We start from the raw sequence: 18,140 nt of genomic DNA on the forward strand, positions 1-18,140 counted from the left end.
TGCCGGCGATGGGCTGCACAGCAGCCCCGGCAGTCTTAACTGACTGGCATTAGGGCTTGTCCCGCGAAGCGCCGCGCGGGCGGCGCTCGATCTCAACGGCACTGAAAATCTCGCGGTGAGCCCTCCACCCAGGTCAGAAGGCCTGCGGCATCTCGCCCTTGGCCAGGCGGCAATTGATGTCGGCAATCACTTCCGGCAGCTCGTTGATGGTGTCGATCAGGTAGTGCGGGCGCGAGCCGGCAAACAGCGTGTGGATGCGCTTGCGCTCGCTTTCCAGCTTCTCCGCACTGAGTGCGCGGTAGCCTTCCCAGGTCAGGCCCAGGGCATTGCCCGAGCACACCAGCGCCACGGTCCACATGCCGGCACGGCGGCCTTCGAGAATACCCGGTACGGTGTCGTCAACCTTCACGCAGGCCGCTACATCGTCAATCCCCAGGGCAATCACGTTGGCCAGCGCCTGCGCCGGCCACGGGCGGCCGTTCGGGGTTTCGTCGGTGGCCACCACGTGGTCGGCCACGTAGCCGTTCTGCGCGGCCAGCTCTACTACCTTGTCCATCACCACCTTCGGGTAGCCCGAGCAAGAGCCGATCTTCAGGCCGTCCTGGCGCAGGCCGGTGAGGGTGTCCAGGGCGCCGGGGATCAATGCCGAGTGCACGGCGATCTTCTCGATCTGCAGCGGCATGAAGCGGTTGTAGATGGCGGTGACATCATCATCGGTCGGGGTGCGGCCGAACACCTTGCGGTAGCGCTCGGCAATGTCCGGCACGTTGCACAGGGTACGGATATGGTCCCATTTGCCCATGCCCATCGGGCCACGGGCCTCTTCGATGGACACCTGCACATCGAATTCGGCAAAGGCTTCGACAAAGATCTGGGTCGGGGCGAAGGAGCCGAAGTCGACCACGGTGCCGGCCCAGTCGAGGATGGCGGCTTGCAGCTGCGTTGGGTTGCTGTAGTTCATGTGCGCGTGTTCCTGAAATTGGGTGGGCAAAGGGTCAGATATCCAGCACTTCCATTTCCCGCAGCACTTCGGCCACGGCATTCACGGCAGCCTGCATGCCGTCGGCTCCGACCACGCCGATGCAGCCGACACGGAAGGTTTCTACCTGGGTCAGCTTGCCCGGGTAGAGGATGAAGCCCTTGGCCTTGACCCGCTCATAGAAGTCCTTGAACTGATAGCGGGGATCCTTCGGTGCGTGGAAGGTGACGATGATCGGCGCCTGGATCGCGGCAGGCAGGAAGCTGCGCAGGCCGATGGCGGCCATGCCGTCGAGCAGGGTCTTGCAGTTGTCGGCATAGCGCTGGTGGCGCGCCGGCAGGCCACCTTCCTCGTTGTATTGCTGCAGCGCTTCGTGCAGGGCAGCGACCACGTGGGTTGGCGGGGTGAAGCGCCACTGGCCGGTCTTGGCCATGTAGGCGTGCTGGTCGTGCAGGTCCATGGCCAGCGAGTGGGCGTTGCCTTCGGCGGCGGCCAGGGCGGTTTTTTCGGCAAACACGAAGCCCATGCCGGGTACGCCTTCCAGGCATTTGCCGGAGGCGGCGATCAGCGCCTCGAAGGGGATCGCACGGGCATCGATCGGCAGTGCGCCGAACGAGCTCATGGCGTCGATGATCAGGCGCTTGCCGTGGCCTGTGATTACCTGGGCGATCTCGGGCAGCGGGTTGAGGATACCGGTGCTGGTTTCGCAGTGGATCAGCGCGACATGGGTGATGGCCGGGTCAGCGGCCAGCAGGCGGTCGACATCGGCGGCGGTGGTCGGCTGGTCTTCGGCGGTTTCGAAGGTGCTATAGGCACGGCCCAGCACTTTGCAGATCTTCGCCAGGCGCTGGCCATAGGCGCCATTGATCAGCACCAGGACTTTGCCGTCACGCGGCACCAGGGTGCCGATGGCCGCTTCCACGGCGAAGGTGCCGCTGCCCTGCAGAGGCACGCAGTGGTGGCTGGCGCTACCGTCGATGATTGCCAGCAGTTGCTCGCAGACGCTGGCGGTTAGCTGGTTGAAGTCGCGGTCCCAGGAGCCCCAGTCCACCAGCATGGCTTGGCGGGTGCGGATTGATGTGGTCAGGGGACCGGGGGTCAGCAGAATCGGGGCGTGGCTCATTCCGTTATTCCTCACAAGCGGTGGGCTGAAACTACGGGGCCTAGGTTGCAATCCGTCCGTCCATCAATCAAATTGTTTGTTGTTATGCGAGCTATAAGTCGTGCCGATGAATGACCGCGTGTTCCTTTGCTCTGCGCCTGTTTCCTGCTGCCCCAGCGTGCCCCGCCAGCGCATCGTGGCCAGCCGATAACAGCAAGGAACCGTCATGACCCCTCCTGTGACACCGCCCAAGCTTCGTCACCCGATCAACGACTTCATCGCGCAACACTTGCCTGACTGGCTGAGCAAGGCCAGCCCCCAGCAAATTGCCGCGTTGCAGGCGTGCTACAAGACCTACCTGGCCAGCCAGAAACAACTGGCCAGGTTCACCGGCAAACTGCAGCCGCTGGATACCTTTGCCCAGTCACTGCTTCAGCGGGCTTTCGCCGCAGACCCGCAGCTGCAGCTTGATGTCGATCTGAGCCAGCTGACCTGGCGTGAAGAACGTGCCCGATTGAGCCCGCAGCCAGGCGCAATCCCGGATTTCCAGCCTTATTACGTACGCGTGCCTGCTTTGCAGAAATTGCTGCAGAACTTCAAGGAGGGCGAGTCCTTTTATCTGGGCACGGCACTCACAAACCAGGCGGAACCTGGCGGCGCCGATACCGTGGTGTCGGATGACGTGACGCGCATCGTCCAGGTATGCCGCAGTGCGGATGTCGGTGCGGCCTATCAACGGCACCTGGCAGATGTGCTGACGGGTGCGTTCGAGAAGCAGTTGGTAATCGACAAGCGCCTGGAATTTTCGGTTGCGGTCGAGGTAGCAGCGCTCAAAGGGCTGCTGGACAGTGACGATCTGCCAGTGTTGCGCCAGCTAGGCGCGGGCCAGAAGCCAGTAGCGCCGGGCACGTTCAGGTTTCGCCAGGCGGCGTTGCAACTACTGGGGTGTCGCGTCGATGGCGCGCTATGCCTTGAATGGACGCAGTTGCCGCAGGCGTTGGCCAATTACCCGTTTGGCGGGTTTGAACGCCTGAAAAAGGTGATGCTGTATTTCCCCGACACGCCAGCCCGGCCTTTACGCGTGTTCAAGGATTGGGATGAAATGAACCGCGCCTTGGTCAGTATCCTGGCCAGCGAGGAGGAGCAGCGAGCCCTGCTGCGGCGCATCGCGCTGGACGATCAGGCAGGCTTTCGGCAAACCCTGGCCACCCGTTTGCGTGATGCCGAGCCGGACCTGAAGCCGCTCAGGGTGCTGCAAACCGAGGATGGGTTCGCATCGCTGGCGTCATGGCACCTGCAACGCATCAAGGCCGATGCGCGGTGTCTTGCGGTAAGCACAGCGCAGGCCAATGCCAACACCGCGGCCCAACGACTGCGGGCCTTGGAGAATGCAGGCTTGGTATTGCTCAACCTGGCAGGGATGTTCGTTCCGGCCATTGGCGCGCTGCTGCTGGCCGATCTGGGGCGGCACGTGCTTGGCGATGTATGCGAAGGGGTGCTCGACTGGCAGCTCGGCCATCAGCACGAGGCGCTGCAGCACCTGTTGCAGGTGGCCCAGGCGGTGGGCAGCGCAGGTGCAGTGGTAATCGGGGCGCACCTGCTGCGTAATGCATTCATCGAAACCCTGGAGCCGGTCACCACCCCAGCCGGGCAGCCACGGCTATGGTGCAACGACCTGACCCCCTACCAGGAAACCCGCGTACCCGCGCAAGCGGTCACACTCGACAATGGGCTGTTGAGCGATGGCCAGGGCTATTGGTGGAAGCTGGCTGACGTGACCTATCGCGTGCGGCGCGATGCCAACAAAGGCTGGCGGTTGCTGCATAAGGAAGGGCAGGCCAGATATGCCCCCGCATTGGAAAACAACAGCGAACGCGCCTGGCGCCTGAGGTACGAGCGGCCGCTGGAGTGGCAGGGCGAGGCCATGTTGCTGGGGCGACTCTGGCCAGCGGCGCGCGGCGTGGATGCCGAGCGGGTGGCGCAGATACTCAGTGTTGCCGATGTGGACGAAGCCTACCTGCGTGGCTTGCTGGTGGAGGGCCGGCCTATGCCGGTGAATCTGCGCGACACTCTGGAGCGTTTCGCGGTGCAGGCGCGGATCGACCGCTTTTTTGCCGATCCGTACGCCGATACCGGTTTTTTTCAATGGTGCACCGAACGTTTGCGCCTGCAAGGCCAGCCTCTTGAAGAGCAGCGCACGGCCATCGACCAGAATGCCGCGTCGCTGCGTGGGCCGCTGCTCGAGCACTTCTCGCAGTCATACCTGGCGGCTGACCCGTTGCTGGCCCTGATCCAGCGCGACTTTGCTTCCTTGCCGGACGCCTATGCGCTTGATCTGCTGGCCACCGCAAGCGAGGCCATGCGCGCGAGGATGACAGTTGAACAGCGTATACCGCTGGCGTTGGCCGAACGTGCCAGGGCCACGCTGCAACTGGCACGCCTTACCCGCGCGCGGGAAGGGTTATACCTTGTGGATAGCTACCGCCACGACGTGGTTGCCTTGGTCTTCGCCTTGTTGCGGCGGCACGGCCCAAGCACGGCCCATACCAACCTGCTATTGCGCGACGACCCCCTGAGCGGCCCGGTCCGGGCGCGCTGGTTGACTCAGCCAACCCAGGCACAACTGGTGCTGGTACGCAGCGACGGCAGGTTCCAGCTGTATGACGATCTCGGGCGCCCGGACAACCGTGATTTAGCCGAACCTGAGGGTCTGTTCGAGGCGCTGATCGCGGGTTTGCCGGCTGACTACTGCACCCGTCAGGGCTGGAACGTAGCGGACGGACCGGTGCGGTTACTTAGCCAGCTGCAAGCCTGGCTGCCGAACGACCGCAACGGGTTGCTCAAACTCCTTGGGTGGGGGGAGGCCAAAGCGACAGCTTCGCCTATGCGCCGCTTGCCCGATGGCCGTCTGGGGTATCCACTGGGCGGTTGCCAGTCTTGCCTGCTGACGCAAGAGCAAAGGGTGCGCAACCGGATCCGTGCCTTGTTCCCGGGTATGGACGCTGCGGCGACTGAGCGCTACCTGCAGAACATGCTGCAGTTACCGGGTACGTTGCTGGACAACCTGCTGCGTGTCGAGCAGGAGTATCGGCAGCTTGATCAGAGTTTACGCGCCTGGTCCGACGAACAACCGGGCCCATCGAGACGTACGCGGCAGCGGATCGAAGACGCGCTTCGCCGCGCCTGGCAGATGCGCGAAGAGCGCCCGGTCGGCGCACTTGGCAACCGAGCAGCGTTGAGCCTGACGATGGAAGGTGTAGCCGTTGGTGGCCTGCCCATGCTTCCCCCAGGTACTGACTTCTCGCATATTTCCGAACTGAGCCTGTCTGGCCTGGCCTTGTCAGCCATTGCGCCGGGGTTTCTGGCGAGCTTCCCCCGCCTGAGCCGGCTGGACTTGAGCAATAACAGCCTGACCGAGTTACCGGCCGGCCTGGAGCGCTTGAGCGGGCTGCGCCAGTTGCTGTTGTCGCGCAACCGTATCCGTATGCTGCCGCCCCAGGCTCATGTGTTGAGCCGCCTGCCCCAATTGCGCTCGCTGGACATGAGTGACAACCCTCTGGGCTCCATCAGCCTTCAGTTCAATCAGCTTCCCGGTTTGCGCATCCTGCGCATGAACCGCTCCGGGTTGCTCACCCTGCCTGCCGGGTTGCAATGGTGTGGGCTGTTGCTGTTTGCGGACCTGCGCAACAACCAGATCAGCGAGCTGCCAGCGGCCTTGTTCCAGGCGCCGTTACCCCTTCGTCGCGCGCTACATCTGGATGGCAATGCGCTGGCTGTTGCAGACTTGCAACGTTTGTATGGGGTTGAGCGGTTGCTGGTCAACGACGTTGAGGTGCCCGCCGATCCGTTGCTGGAAGCCTGGCTGCGTGTCCACCCCGAACCAGGAAGGGACATAGGTCGGGCAGGGTGGAATGCGCTGCGGGCAGAGCCGCTAGGCGACAGTTTCTTCAACCTGCTCGAGCGATTGACCGACACTGCCGAGTACCGCTGGGCGCCCAACCAGATAGGCGCACGCGTATGGACAATGATCGGCGCTGCCTACAGGCACACCGCAACGCGAGACGCGCTGTTCGACCTGGCGGCTGACCCGCCTACCTGTGTCGATAGCGTCTCGACGGTTTTCAGCCGGCTCGAGGTGCGCATGCACGTTGAAGAAGTGACCCACGGGGGCAGCCCGCTGGCCACGCGCAGCCAGCGATTGCAGCTTACCTGGCGGCTGTTTCGGGTCGCCTGGGTCGAGCGCATCGCACGGCGCGACTTGGATGCTCGCTACGCAGATGGACGATGGCGCAGAGGGGAACGCAATGAGGAAGAGGTCGAAGTCCATCTGGCTTATCTTACCGGCTTGGCCCGGCGCCTGGATTTGCTTGGCCAGCCGCGGCACATGCAATTCGCCGGCTTGGCGGAGGTCACCCAGGCGCAGCTTGATGCTGCGTACCTCGAAGTGCTGCAAGCGGAAGCCACCGACCAGCGCGTGGCCTTCATCAGTGAGCGTGATTTCTGGCTTGAGGTGCTCCGCGCCGAGCAGCCGCAGCGCTTCGACGATGTGGAGTCGCTTTATGGTCAGCAGCAGGAGGCGCTGGATGAACAGCGGCACAGCATAACCAGTGAAGCCTATGTGAGGCGCTCCAATGCCATACGTGATGCGCGCGATACGGCGCTGAGCCAATTGGCCCAGGAACTCACGCTGGCGGCCCTGCAGACGCCAGACACCCCTTGACGCACGACGCCGGGCGGGTTCTTCCCGCCTGGCAACCCACGCCTTCGCTGATTGCCCTTGCTAGCTGACGCACTCATCAGTCAAATTGCTCGCAGATAATTCGAGCATTAGCCAGGCCTATGTCCATGAACCTGTTCCAGTTGCGTGCCTTCGACGCGGTAGCCCGTGAAGGCAGTTTTACCCGCGCCGCCGCACGTCTGTTCATCAGCCAGCCAGCGGTGACCGGTCACATCAAGGCGCTAGAGGAGCATTATCAGATTACCTTGCTGCGGCGCACGGCCCGCCGGGTGGAACTGACAGAAGAGGGCACCCGCCTGGCAGCCATCACGCGGGCCATGTTCAGCCTCGCCGACGAAGCGCAAGCCATGCTCGAAGCCAACCGGCAACTACTGACCGGGCGGCTGGAAGTGGCCGCCGACGGCCCGCATCGGGTCATGCCGATGCTGGCAATACTGCGTGAGCGCTACCCGGGCATCACCGTCAACCTGCGGCTGGGCAATGCCCAGGAAACCCTGGCCGCGTTGCTCGGTGAACATGCCGATGTCGCCGTGCTGACCGAGATCGAACCGCGCAAGGGCTTGCATTTGCAGGGCCTTTGCCAGTCACGCCTGTGTGCCTTGCTACCAGCGGGGCATGCCTGGGCGGCAGAGCAGGGTGACTTGCCGCTGACAGCACTTCATCAGCAGATCATGGTACTGCGTGAGCCCAGTTCCACTACCCGCCGCACGTTCGACAAGGCCTGCCTGGCGGCGGCGGTGCAGCCGCGCGTACTGCTGGAGCTGGACAGCCGCGAAGCGGTCACCGAGGCCGTGGCAGCGGAGCTTGGCATTGGCGTGGTTTCGTCCACCGAGGTCGCCAGTGATCCGCGGGTGGTCGCCCGGCCGCTGGGCGGGCAGGGGCTGGTCAACCAGCACCTGGTCGGCTGCCTGGAGCGGCGCCGCGAACTGCGCCTGATCCAGGCTTTTCTGGGGCTGGCGGCAACACTCTGATGGCGGTTGCCCAAGGTGGCCGTAACGACCGAGATCAAGCCGACAGGACGGCCGATGAGCGAAAAAGACACCATCTCCATGCACCTGGTGCGTGAGGCACTTTTACAAACCTGCCCGGCCGGCGAGCCTGACAGGGGGTTGCTGGCGCGCGCCGGTATCGACGCCGACCAGTTGCACCAGCCGGATGCGCGCGTTGGGGCGCAGGCCTATGCCCGGCTCTGGCGCCTGTTGGCGCGGCGCTGCAACGATGAGTTTTTTGCCATGGACCCGCGCGGCTTGCGCAATGGCAGCCTGGCGTTCATGTGCCGAGCCAGCATGGCGCAACCTACCCTCGGCGCCGGCCTGGAAACGGCCCTGGCCTTTTTGTCATTGATGCTGCAGGACCTGCAACCGGCGCTGGTGCGTCAGCAGGGCTTGGCCGAGATCGTGATCAACGAACCCCGCGATCAACCCCGCCGGGCGTTTACCTATTTCACCTTCTGGATGATCGTGCATGGCGTTGCGTGCTGGTTGGCCGGGCGACGCATTCCGATACTGGCCATCGACCTGCGTTGCAGCGCGCCGCCGTTCTGCGAAGACTATCGCGTGATGTTCTCGGACAACCTGCACTTCGAGCGGCCCTTGACCCGGCTGGTAATGGCGGCAGACGGCCTCGACCAGCCGCCACGCCGTACCGAAGAAGAGCTGCAGCGCTTTCTTGCCGAAGCGCCGGGCAATATCCTGGTGAAATACCGTGACCCAGCCAGCCTGGGCCTGCGTATCCGTAGCGATCTATTGGGCTTGGACCCTGGCCGTTGGCCCGACAGCGACAGCCTGGCACGGCGTCTGTGCTTGTCACCTTCCACCTTGCGCCGCCGCCTGGCTGAAGAAGGGCAGTCGTATCAAGGCCTTAAAGACAGCGTCCGGCGCGAGCTCGCCATTGCCTGGTTGAGCCAGCCACAGCCAGGCATGGTTGAAATCGCCGAGCGCCTGGGGTTTGCCGACAGCAGCTCGTTCTACAAGGCTTTTCGCAAATGGTTTGGCTGCAACCCAGGGCAATATCGTGAGCAGACCCAGGCCCGCGGCAGGCGCTGAACGGGCGTGAAAAGCAAGCGGGTGAGGCAGTTCCCCCTGACCGGCAGAGCGCTTCGGTGAAAGATTGTGCGTCTCTTTCCGCCGACCAGAGCACACTCCATGCGCCAGTTTGCCGCCGTTTCGCAAAAGCCCTTCGCATACACCGTGGAGGATGAGCAACGGGCCACCGACCGTTTCATCCAGCAGCGCTTGCCAGACTGGCTAAAGAAGGCATCCGTGACGCAAATCAGCGAGCTACGCCGCCTGCTCGACGCGCACAAGGACAGCCAGAAGCGAGTGAAGGATGCGACGCAAGCGGTCGCCCCAGTGCAGCAGTTTGCCGCAACCCAGTTTGCCCGGGCTCTGAGCCCGTTTCTGCCAGCGGGCAAATCACTCGGTAAGCTGCAGTGGCGAGACAAGGAAGTGGAGCTGCTGGGTGTCTCGCTGCCCTACCTGAAGTACACCTACAACACCGGCCCTGCCTTACGGCGCCTGATGCAGAATTTCGCCGAAGCCGCCACCCCGCTGGATGGCAGTGGCCTTTACGATCCTGTCACGCAAACGCTGGTGTCCGAGGATATCGATTCGCTCGTGGTTGCCTGCCGAAGCCTGGATGCGGGTGGCAGGTACCAGACCTTGCTCACCGACAACTTCAGACGCCACCGGGCGCTACTGGTCGGTGACAAGCTCGCGGCGCTGCGGCTTGCCGCGCAGGTCGCGCTCTTGCGCGGGCAGATCGACGCGACGGAGAAAGCCGCGTTGGATGTCTGCTTCGCGCCCAGTGCCGGGGCAACACACAATCCCGCTCCCGCATTGATCGCATACCCTGGCTTGCTGAGCATGCTCGGCCACGCCGTGCACGAGGCGCTGTACATCCAGTTGCGCGGCCCCGATGACAGTGATCAAGGGGTAATCCTGTACCTGGCAGATGGCTCTGATCATCCGTTGCGCCGCTATGACTCGAAGCTGGCCCTTGAGCAGGCGCTGGTCCGCCGGATATCGACGCCGGAGCCCCTGGCCGCATTCAGCCAGCGCATAGCCCTGCGCGAGCGCAAGCCGTTTCTTGATCAACTGGCACTGCGCCTGGCAGATGCTGAACCCGATCTCGAAGTGGAAGGCGAGGCGGGGCATGGCGCCATTGGCGAGCGCTGGGTAGCGGCGCTGGTCGATCGGGCCAAGGATGATGCGCGACTGCTTTTGGTGCCCACCGCTGATGCCGACGCCAAGGCCAGTCAGGAGCGCCTGGCGACCTGGAGTTCGGCCGGTTGGAACCTGGCCAACCTCGCCGGGTTCTTCATTCCGCTGGTGGGGGCAGCATTGCTGGCCGACTTGCTGCGCCAGGTTTGTTCCCATGTCTACGAAGGGATGGCCGACTGGGCCGAGGGGCATGACCACGAGGCATTTGAACATTTGCTTGGCGTTGCGCAGATTGCTGCGGGCGTAGCCATCACCACTGGCGTGGTGGCGGGTGCCGGGGCTGTGGTGCGGCTGTTACAGCGCAGTACGTTCGTCGACGGCCTGGTGCCGGTCAGCCTTGAAGGTGGTGGCGCGCGTCTTTGGCAAGGTGATCTGACGGCTTATGCCTGTGATCTGGAGCAGAATGCGGTACTCGATGAGCGAGGCCTCTATAGCACCGGTCAGCGGCACTGGCTACGCATCGCTGATGATTACTATGAGGTACACCAGCCGCACGCGGGTGGCGGCTGGCGCTTGCGTCATCCGCTGCGCAGTGAAGCCTACGGGCCTGCAGTCGATTTCAACGGGGAGCGCTTTTGGCACTTGCCGCAAGAGCGCCTGGCAGCTTGGAACGATCCAGCGCAGGTGCTCAACCGGCTGTGGCCGCAGGCACAGCCACTGGACCCTGAGCGTGCCCAGGCAATATTGCAAGTAGCAGGCAGTGACCTGGACGAGCTGCGCGGCATCGTTCTCGATAACCGCGCCTTGCCAGCCAACCTGCTTGATACCTTGCGCCGCTTCGCGGCGGATCAGCGCATCGAGACGTTTTTTGCCGCGCTCGGCGCTGCCGAAGCAGGGGCGGATCCAGCGCTCATCCAGTACTGCCGGCAACGTCCGCAATTTGCCGGCGTCGACGACGCCGGCCTGGCTACTGCGGTTGTCGAACAGAACTCGACATTGCGTGCGCAGCTGTTTGCCCACCTGACCCAGGAAGCGACCACGGAGGACCGCGTTGCGGGCGTAGTCATGCGTGACTTTGCCGGGTTGCCTGTGGGCTATGCCCTGGAGCTGGCCTATTCGGTTTCTGGCGAAGAGCGGCAGCAAATCGAGCTGTTGCAGCGGCTACCGCTGCCGGTTGCCGAAAAAGCCCGTGCGTTGCTGCAATTGGCCAGGCTGAGCCGGGCTCAACAAGGCCTGCTGCTGCGCAACGCTTACAGCGACGAAAGCGGTGACCTGCTGGTGCAACTGTTGCCACGCCTGGCCAACTGGTCTTTCCGCCAGCGGCTGGAGCTGCGCGCGAAAAGCGCATCGGGCCGCCTGATCGCGATCCTCAACTCACAAGCGCCCGCAGAGGCCGGGGTAGTACTGGTGCGCACCGAGGGGCAATTCACGCTGTATGACCACCGTGGCGCGTCGCTCGATACTGAGATGGCTGCACCAGACGACATCTTCGCGGCGGTTGTCGCCCTGCTGTCACCCGAACAGCAAAGCCGGTTGATGCTTGACCCCGCGAACCCGGCCGGCGCGCTGCGCCGACTGATTATCCAGGCGATACCGGCGACGCGTGCGCAATTACTCAGCCGGCTCGGCTGGCGAGAGCAGCCAGGTTGGTTCAACCCCGGGCAGCGCTTGTCTGACGGGCGAGTGGGTTACCCTCTTGGCGGTCAGCAGTCAACCGAAAGAGGCTACGTGGGCCAGCTGCGCGCGCGGCTGAGAAGCCTTTACCATGGCATCAGTGAAGCAGACATCGATGAGCACCTTGACAGGATAAACCGCAGCGACGACCCGTTCGCAGCGATGCTTGCCGAGGAACACAATTTTCGCCTGCTCAACCACCGTCTAGGCGTATGGGTTTCGTATGCCAGGGGTAACGAGGCGGGACCGCGGCGGTTGTTTGCAGCCCGGTTACGCCAGGCTTGGCGCCGGCAATTGCCCCTCGACACGATGCATGCGGAACTGGGGGGGCGGATTCTTGACCTGAGCGGCTTTCAGGTCAGTAGCCTGCCGGAACTGACAGAGGCCCTCGACTTCCATTTCGTGACCACGTTGGTGATGATCAATACGCCGCTGGTCGTGGAGCCTAACGAGTTCTTCAGCTGCTTCAGAGAAGTGCGCAGGCTGAATTTTTCCAGAAACCACCTGCGCCGGGTGCCCGCCGGGCTGCGGCATATGGCCAATCTGGAAAGCTTGCAATTGTCTTATAACCGCATCCAGTGGGGCGAGCTGGGAAGCGAAACCTTGAGCGGGTTACAGCATCTGTCCGTGCTGGACCTGAGCGCCAATCCGTTGCGGCGCCTGGCACTGCGTTTCAACCCGGCTCCGCAGTTGCAAGCGTTGCATCTGCGCCATTGCAGCCTGATGGAATGGCCCTCAGGGCTGGAACAATGTGCCCTGCTCACCGTGGTGGATTTGCGCTGCAACCAGATCACCGAGGTGCCACAGGCGATCATGCAAATGCCGTATGAATTTCGTATGGCTTTTCAGGTGCAGAACAACGCCATCTCTGCACGCCAGTTGGCCAGATTGCACGCTCCGCCGGCCCATTTGGCGCACCCACAAGCCGCTCCGATGGCGCAAGTCCCGGCTCGCCAACTGTGGCTGGGCGAGGCTGCCACCCAGGTGCAGCGCGATCGTTGGGACCGAGTGTTCGGCGTGGCGGGCCGTGCGCGTGTGCTGGATATCTTGCAGGCGCTGCAGAATACCAAGGACTACCACAGGCACCGAGCCGATCTGACACTGCAGGTGTGGGGGCTGCTCGAGGCGATGGATGAAGATGCGGAGCTTGCCGGCCAGGTGACAGCCATCGCCGAAGACAGGACGACCTGCGCCGACAGCATTGCCGAACGCTTCAGCGAAATGCATCTGCAAGCCCTGATCGCCCAGACTAACCGAGCCACCGACGTCCAGCAGGATGGCTTGCTGCAGCTGGGGCTTGGCTTGTTTCGGCTGGAAAGGTTGCAAAGGTTCGCACGCATGGACATTGCTACGCGCGAGAGCCTGCACCAACTGGTAGACCCGATAGAGGTCAGGCTCGCCTACAGCGTGACATTGGCGCAGGAAATGGGCTTGCCAGGGCAACCCTCGTCATTCAGGTACGGCGATCTGGCCAACGTTACCCCAGCTCAGTTGGAGGCAGCGCGCGCATTCGTCCGCGAGGGCGAGACCGTAGAGGCGCGAGCCGAGTTTCTCGCGTTGCAACCGTTCTGGAGCGGCTGGGTGGAAAGCCAGAATCAGCAACGCTTCGAGGCGCTCGATACGCACTATGCGGAGCAGGCAAACGCATTGTCCGCACAGACGGAGCAGGGCGCCGGCGCGCAGGCACCTCAGGCTGAATGGGATGAGCTTGAATACAGGCGGACCTCGGACCGCTACAGGTTGGTGGTGGAATTTACCAAGGCAATATTGCAAGCCAGGCCTGACCACGGCGCCTGATCACCCTGCTATCGGTCGCGCAGGAGGGTGAAATTCGTATCTCGCCCAGGACGCTTGCGCGAGGTGGCTGCTGCCCAGAGGCAAGCGTTCCTGCTGTCTGTACCGAGGCAGGCTGATCATGGTGATGGCCCTTCAACCAGACAGGGCTCTGCCTATGTGTCCCGCAAAGGCGCTCCGCGCCTCCTCTTACCCTGGCAATGGATTCATTGCCACCCATTTGCCCGAGTGGCTTGCCAAAGCCAGTGCGCAACAAGTCCAGCGCTTGCATGACTGTGTGACTGCGCATTTGCAAAGCCAGAAGCAGATGGCCCGTTATAGCGGCCAGTTGCAGCCACTTGGGGAGTTCGCGAAAGGCCTGCTTCAACCCGCCATTGCAAGCCGGCTGGGGCAGGTGATCGAGCTGGATACCGCCGTCTGGCGAGAAGCGCGCATTCATGTCAGCCAGCGGCCATTCGAGCCCATTCCGGGTTTGCTTCCGCCAGACTTTGAAACACGTTTCGTCCAGCAGCCGTTGCTGCAAAAACTGCTGCAAAATTTTACTGCAGGCGAGTCTTTCGCCAACCAGACCGCAGTGCTCGGGCCACAGGCTGCGGGCCAGCAAGCGTCCGTCATATTGACCGACCGAATCGGTGACCTGGTCGCCGTCTGCCGGGAAGTCGATGTCGGGGCCGCTTACCAGGCGCATCTTGCCCAGGTACTGAGCCCGGCATTCGTCGATGCGCTGGCGCAAGACAAACGCCAGGAGCTGGCACTTGCCATCGAGCTGGCCTGCCTGAAAGGGCAGCTCAACAGTGCCGATGGCATGGCGTTAAGCTTGATTTGCCAAGACAAGCCAGCCCTCCATGCCGAGGGGCTGGTCGTTGACACCGGGGCGTTAAAGGTTCTGGGAAAACGGGTCGACGGCGCCCTGGCCTTCGAGTTGCGCGAGCCGATCCGGCGGCAGAGTGATTTCCCGGTGGGACCGCCTGACCGTCTCAAGGGCGTGGTTATCTACCTGCCCGGCGCGGCGTCAGCGTCGTTACGTCGTTTTGCGGATTGGGGCGCCGTCAACCAAGCTCTGGCCCGTGAGCTGGCGCAAGTGGCATTTCAGCGTGCTTTGCTGCAGCGCATCGCTTTGCATGATCGGGCGGGTTTCCAGGCCTTGTTGGCTGTGCGCTTGAGTGATGCCCAGCAAAACTTGCAGCCTGGCCGGTCGAAAACCGATGGTAAATGGTTCATCGATATGGCCCGCTGGCAGGCGCGCCGTATCAAGAACGACGCGATGTTTCTGGCGGTTCCCTCGGCTCGTGTGGATAGCCAAGCGGCTGCGGCGCGCCTGACCGCACTGAAAAACGCCGGCATTGGTCTGCTGACCCTGGCCGGTTTGTTCGTGCCTGTGGTGGGCACCTTGCTGTTGGCAGACATGGCCAGGCAAGTGTTGGGGCATGTGTACGAAGGCGTCAGCGACTGGTCCCAAGGTCACCAGCACGAAGCCTTGCAGCATATGCTGGAGGTGGCTGGCGCGGTTGTAACGCTTGGGGTAGCGTCCATGGCGGCCTACACGGCGCGTAGCGTTTTTGTCGAGACGCTCGAGCCCGTTATCACTGAGCAGGGGCAGGAAAAACTCTGGTTGTCCGATCTGACGCCGTATCGACAAGCAGGCCCTGATGTTGAGATGACTGAACGCCACGACGGGCTGTTCAGCGGTGCCGGGGAACTATGGTGGCACAACGACGGGAAATATTACGGCGTGTATCAGGACAGCAAGGGCGCGTGGCGCTTGCTGCACCCGGATGGCCCGCAAACATTCGGCCCGCTGCTGCGCAGTAATGGCGAACGCGGCTGGTGGTTGAGCCTGGACCGGCCACAGCAATGGCAAGGGAGCGCGTTCGTGCTCACACGCCTGTGGCCGGCCGCCAGAACCCTGTCAGCCGAGCAGGTGGCGCAGATACTGCTGGTTGCGGGCACAGACGAGGCGGGGTTGCGTCGGCTGGTGGTCGAATCCCGACCGTTACCGGTGACGCTGCGCGACACCCTCGAGCGGTTCGCGGTGCATACTCAGAACCAAGCCTTTTTTGACGGTTTGGCTGAAGGCGCGGCCTTTGCCGATCGGCTCAACTGGTGTAGCCAGAAGCTGGGTGTGCCAGTGGATGCTGCGAGCGACCAGGCCGGCCAACTGCGCCCTGCCATGCTGGATCATTTTGCGGAGCGATACCTGCGCGAAGAGCCGTTGTGGCCGTTGTTCGCTCGCCATTTCCCGCAACTGCCCAAAGCCTATGCGTCGGATATCCTCAGAACGGCCACCAGCGAAATGCGAGCAAGCATGCAGAGCAGTTCGCGCCTGCCGCTGGTGTTGGCTCAACAAGCGCGGCAGCAGCAGCAGCGTGCTCGGCTGACCCGCCTGCGCGAGGCATTGTGTTTGCGTGACAGCTACAGCCATGATGCCGTGACTTTGGTATTTCGTCTGTTGCAACGTCAGGGGCTCGCTGCCGACCAGACCGACCTGGTGCTGCATGAGCGCTCGTCCAGCAGCCCGGTACTCGAGCGCTTGCTGCCGGCATTTGGCAAGCCGCCGCAAAGGCTGCACATGGTCTGGTCAGCGGGGCGCTTCGAGCTGTATGACGACGTGGGCAGGCGCAGCGACCTGGATGTCGCGCAGCCGCAAGGCTTGTTCGAAGTGCTCGCGGCCTGCCTTTCCCCTGCCTACCGCCGTCGGCTGGGCTGGCTGGGTGACGATGCGCCGCAGCGCATTCGCGCGCAGATACAGGCCTGGCTGCCATCTGAACCCAAGGAGCAGCTGGCCTTGTTAGGCTGGCGTGAAGCCAGGCCGCTTGGCGCCACCTTCCAGCGGCTCGGCGATGGCCGGGCCGGTTACCCGCTCGGCCCGGTGCTGTCGTGCCTGGACTCGCCTGAATGCGTGCTACGCCGCAGGATCCTCGCGCTTTACCCAAGCTTGAACGAAGTGCAGGCCGAGCATTACATCGAATTGCTTTACCAGCACACCGCGTCACCGTTCAGCTCGATACTGCGGCTGGAACAGGAATACGATCAGCTGTCACAACGCCTCAATGCCTGGGCGCGGCATGCCAATCGACATGTGCGTGAACGTCGCCTGCAGGCCAGTACCGAGTTTCAGCGGGCGTGGCGAATGGAGACCTTCCGTTTGGCTGCCCGGCCGCAGGGCGGCAGGCAGGCAAACGTTTCTCTGATCTCCCTTCCTCTGGGCGAGCTGCCCGAATTGCCCGCCGGCACGGATTTTGGCCACATCGACCAGTTGGTGTTGGTCAACCTGCGCCTGCCGGCGTTGCCTGCGGATTTCCTGTCGTTTTTCCCCAATGTGCAGGTACTCAATCTTGCCTACAACGATCTACATGCTCTGCCTGCCGGCTTGGAGAACCTTGGCCAGCTGCGCGAGCTGAACCTTGCCGGTAACCAGGTTCGCCTGGAAGAGGACCAGGCGGCGGTGCTGGCTGGCCTTGGCGAACTGCGCAGCCTCGAGCTCAGCGATAACCCGTTGGGCGCGGTGACCCTGCGGATGGGCGCTCTACATAGCCTGGAAACCCTGAGCCTGCGCCGCGTTGGCCTGACGGCAATGCCCGAAGGGCTAGAGCTTTGTGAACAGCTCACCTATGTCGACATGCGTAACAACCAGATCACCGACCTGCCGCAAGCACTCATCGATTCGCCAGTGCCGCGGCGCCAGCTGCTTATCCTGTCTGGCAACCCATTGTCGGAGCAAGTGATGGACCAGCTGCGCAACCCTGCGCACCCCGGCCAGCCGACGCTGGTCGAGCTGGAGCCCGTCGTATCGAAGAACACCTGGCTGGGCACGCTCGATGACAACCAGCGTCAAGCCCATGAAGCGCTGTGGGATGCGCTGCGCGTCGAACCGGACAGCGATGCATTTTTCGGGCTGCTCGACGAATTGGTGGACAGCGCCGATTTCAGGGCAGCACCGCAGGAGACCGGGCGAAGGGTATGGAGGGTGGTGGCAGCAGCCAAGGGCGATGCCCGGGTGCGCAGAGACCTGTTCGACCTGGCAGCCGACCCGCGCACTTGTGCCGATAGCGTAGCGCATTGTTTCAGTCAGTTGGAGGTGGGCATGCATGTGGCCGAGTTCACCCACAACGGTGAACCCGGGGCAACTGCCAAGGAACGCCTGATGCTCGCTCGGCGCCTGTTCCGCTTGGACCAGGTCGAAAAGCTCGCCCGCGCGAACATGAACGCGAGATATGCAGATGGCCGCTGGGAGCAAGGTGAGCATGACGAAGAGGAGGTGGAGGTCAGCCTGGCTTATCGGGTGGGGCTGGCGCAGCGTCTCAATCTGCTCGGTCAGCCCACCAGCACGTATTTTACGCACATGGCCGAGGTTAGCCCGGCAGACCTGGACGGGGCCTATGTTTCGGTGCTTACAGCTGAAGCCAGCGAGGAGCGACCTGCATTCATTAGCAAGCTCGGGTTCTGGATCGCGTCCTTGCGGGCACTTCATCCATCGCTCTACAGCGCGGTCGAGGAAGATTTCCTCGAACAATGGCAGGCAGTGGAAGCACAAGGGCAGGCGCAGCGCAATGCTGCCGCCGCGCTGGGTGACCCTGGCTATCTGCAACAGGCGCGCAACCTTCAGCAAGCCCGCGCACGGGCGCTTGCCGCGCTGAACTTGCGCCTGACCCTAGAAGCGCTGGCGCGGCCGGTCTGACGCACCCAAACGGC

At 63.1% G+C, this 18,140-nt stretch carries 7 protein-coding genes; 5 read left to right on the plus strand and 2 right to left on the minus strand.

All coding sequences use genetic code 11. From position 1 onward, the window contains the following. Positions 1 to 133: 133 nt before the first annotated feature. Positions 134 to 961, minus strand: coding sequence for a phosphonoacetaldehyde hydrolase (gene phnX / locus ACI2KG_RS27260; protein ID WP_404664003.1), 828 nt, complete (start codon positions 959 to 961; stop codon positions 134 to 136). Positions 962 to 995: 34 nt separating this feature from the next. Next, entirely contained in the window at positions 996 to 2,102 is a 1,107-nt protein-coding gene (locus tag ACI2KG_RS27265; RefSeq protein ID WP_404664004.1) for a 2-aminoethylphosphonate--pyruvate transaminase, read from the minus strand. A gap of 205 nt (positions 2,103 to 2,307) precedes the next feature. Here ACI2KG_RS27265 and ACI2KG_RS27270 point away from each other — a divergent pair, with 205 nt between their 5' ends. From ACI2KG_RS27270 to ACI2KG_RS27290, 5 genes are all read left to right on the plus strand, one after another. Beyond that, positions 2,308 to 6,801: an NEL-type E3 ubiquitin ligase domain-containing protein gene (locus ACI2KG_RS27270; RefSeq protein ID WP_404664005.1), complete on the plus strand. Its 4,494-nt coding sequence runs from the start codon at positions 2,308 to 2,310 to the stop codon at positions 6,799 to 6,801. 125 nt (positions 6,802 to 6,926) lie between these two features. Beyond that, positions 6,927 to 7,790: a LysR substrate-binding domain-containing protein gene (locus ACI2KG_RS27275; protein ID WP_404664006.1), complete on the plus strand. Its 864-nt coding sequence runs from the start codon at positions 6,927 to 6,929 to the stop codon at positions 7,788 to 7,790. 54 nt (positions 7,791 to 7,844) lie between these two features. Next, a complete protein-coding gene (locus ACI2KG_RS27280; protein ID WP_326433722.1) occupies positions 7,845 to 8,864 on the plus strand; it encodes an AraC family transcriptional regulator in 1,020 nt (339 codons plus the stop codon). A 99-nt stretch (positions 8,865 to 8,963) separates the two neighbouring features. Next, positions 8,964 to 13,451, plus strand: coding sequence for an NEL-type E3 ubiquitin ligase domain-containing protein (locus tag ACI2KG_RS27285; protein WP_404664007.1), 4,488 nt, complete (start codon positions 8,964 to 8,966; stop codon positions 13,449 to 13,451). Between the two features lie 304 nt (positions 13,452 to 13,755). Then, positions 13,756 to 18,126, plus strand: a complete 4,371-nt coding sequence (locus ACI2KG_RS27290; protein ID WP_404664008.1) for an NEL-type E3 ubiquitin ligase domain-containing protein — start codon at positions 13,756 to 13,758, stop codon at positions 18,124 to 18,126. The last annotated feature ends 14 nt before the right edge of the window (positions 18,127 to 18,140 follow it).

The organism is Pseudomonas sp. NPDC089407, from assembly GCF_044900445.1.
Taxonomy (GTDB): domain Bacteria; phylum Pseudomonadota; class Gammaproteobacteria; order Pseudomonadales; family Pseudomonadaceae; genus Aquipseudomonas.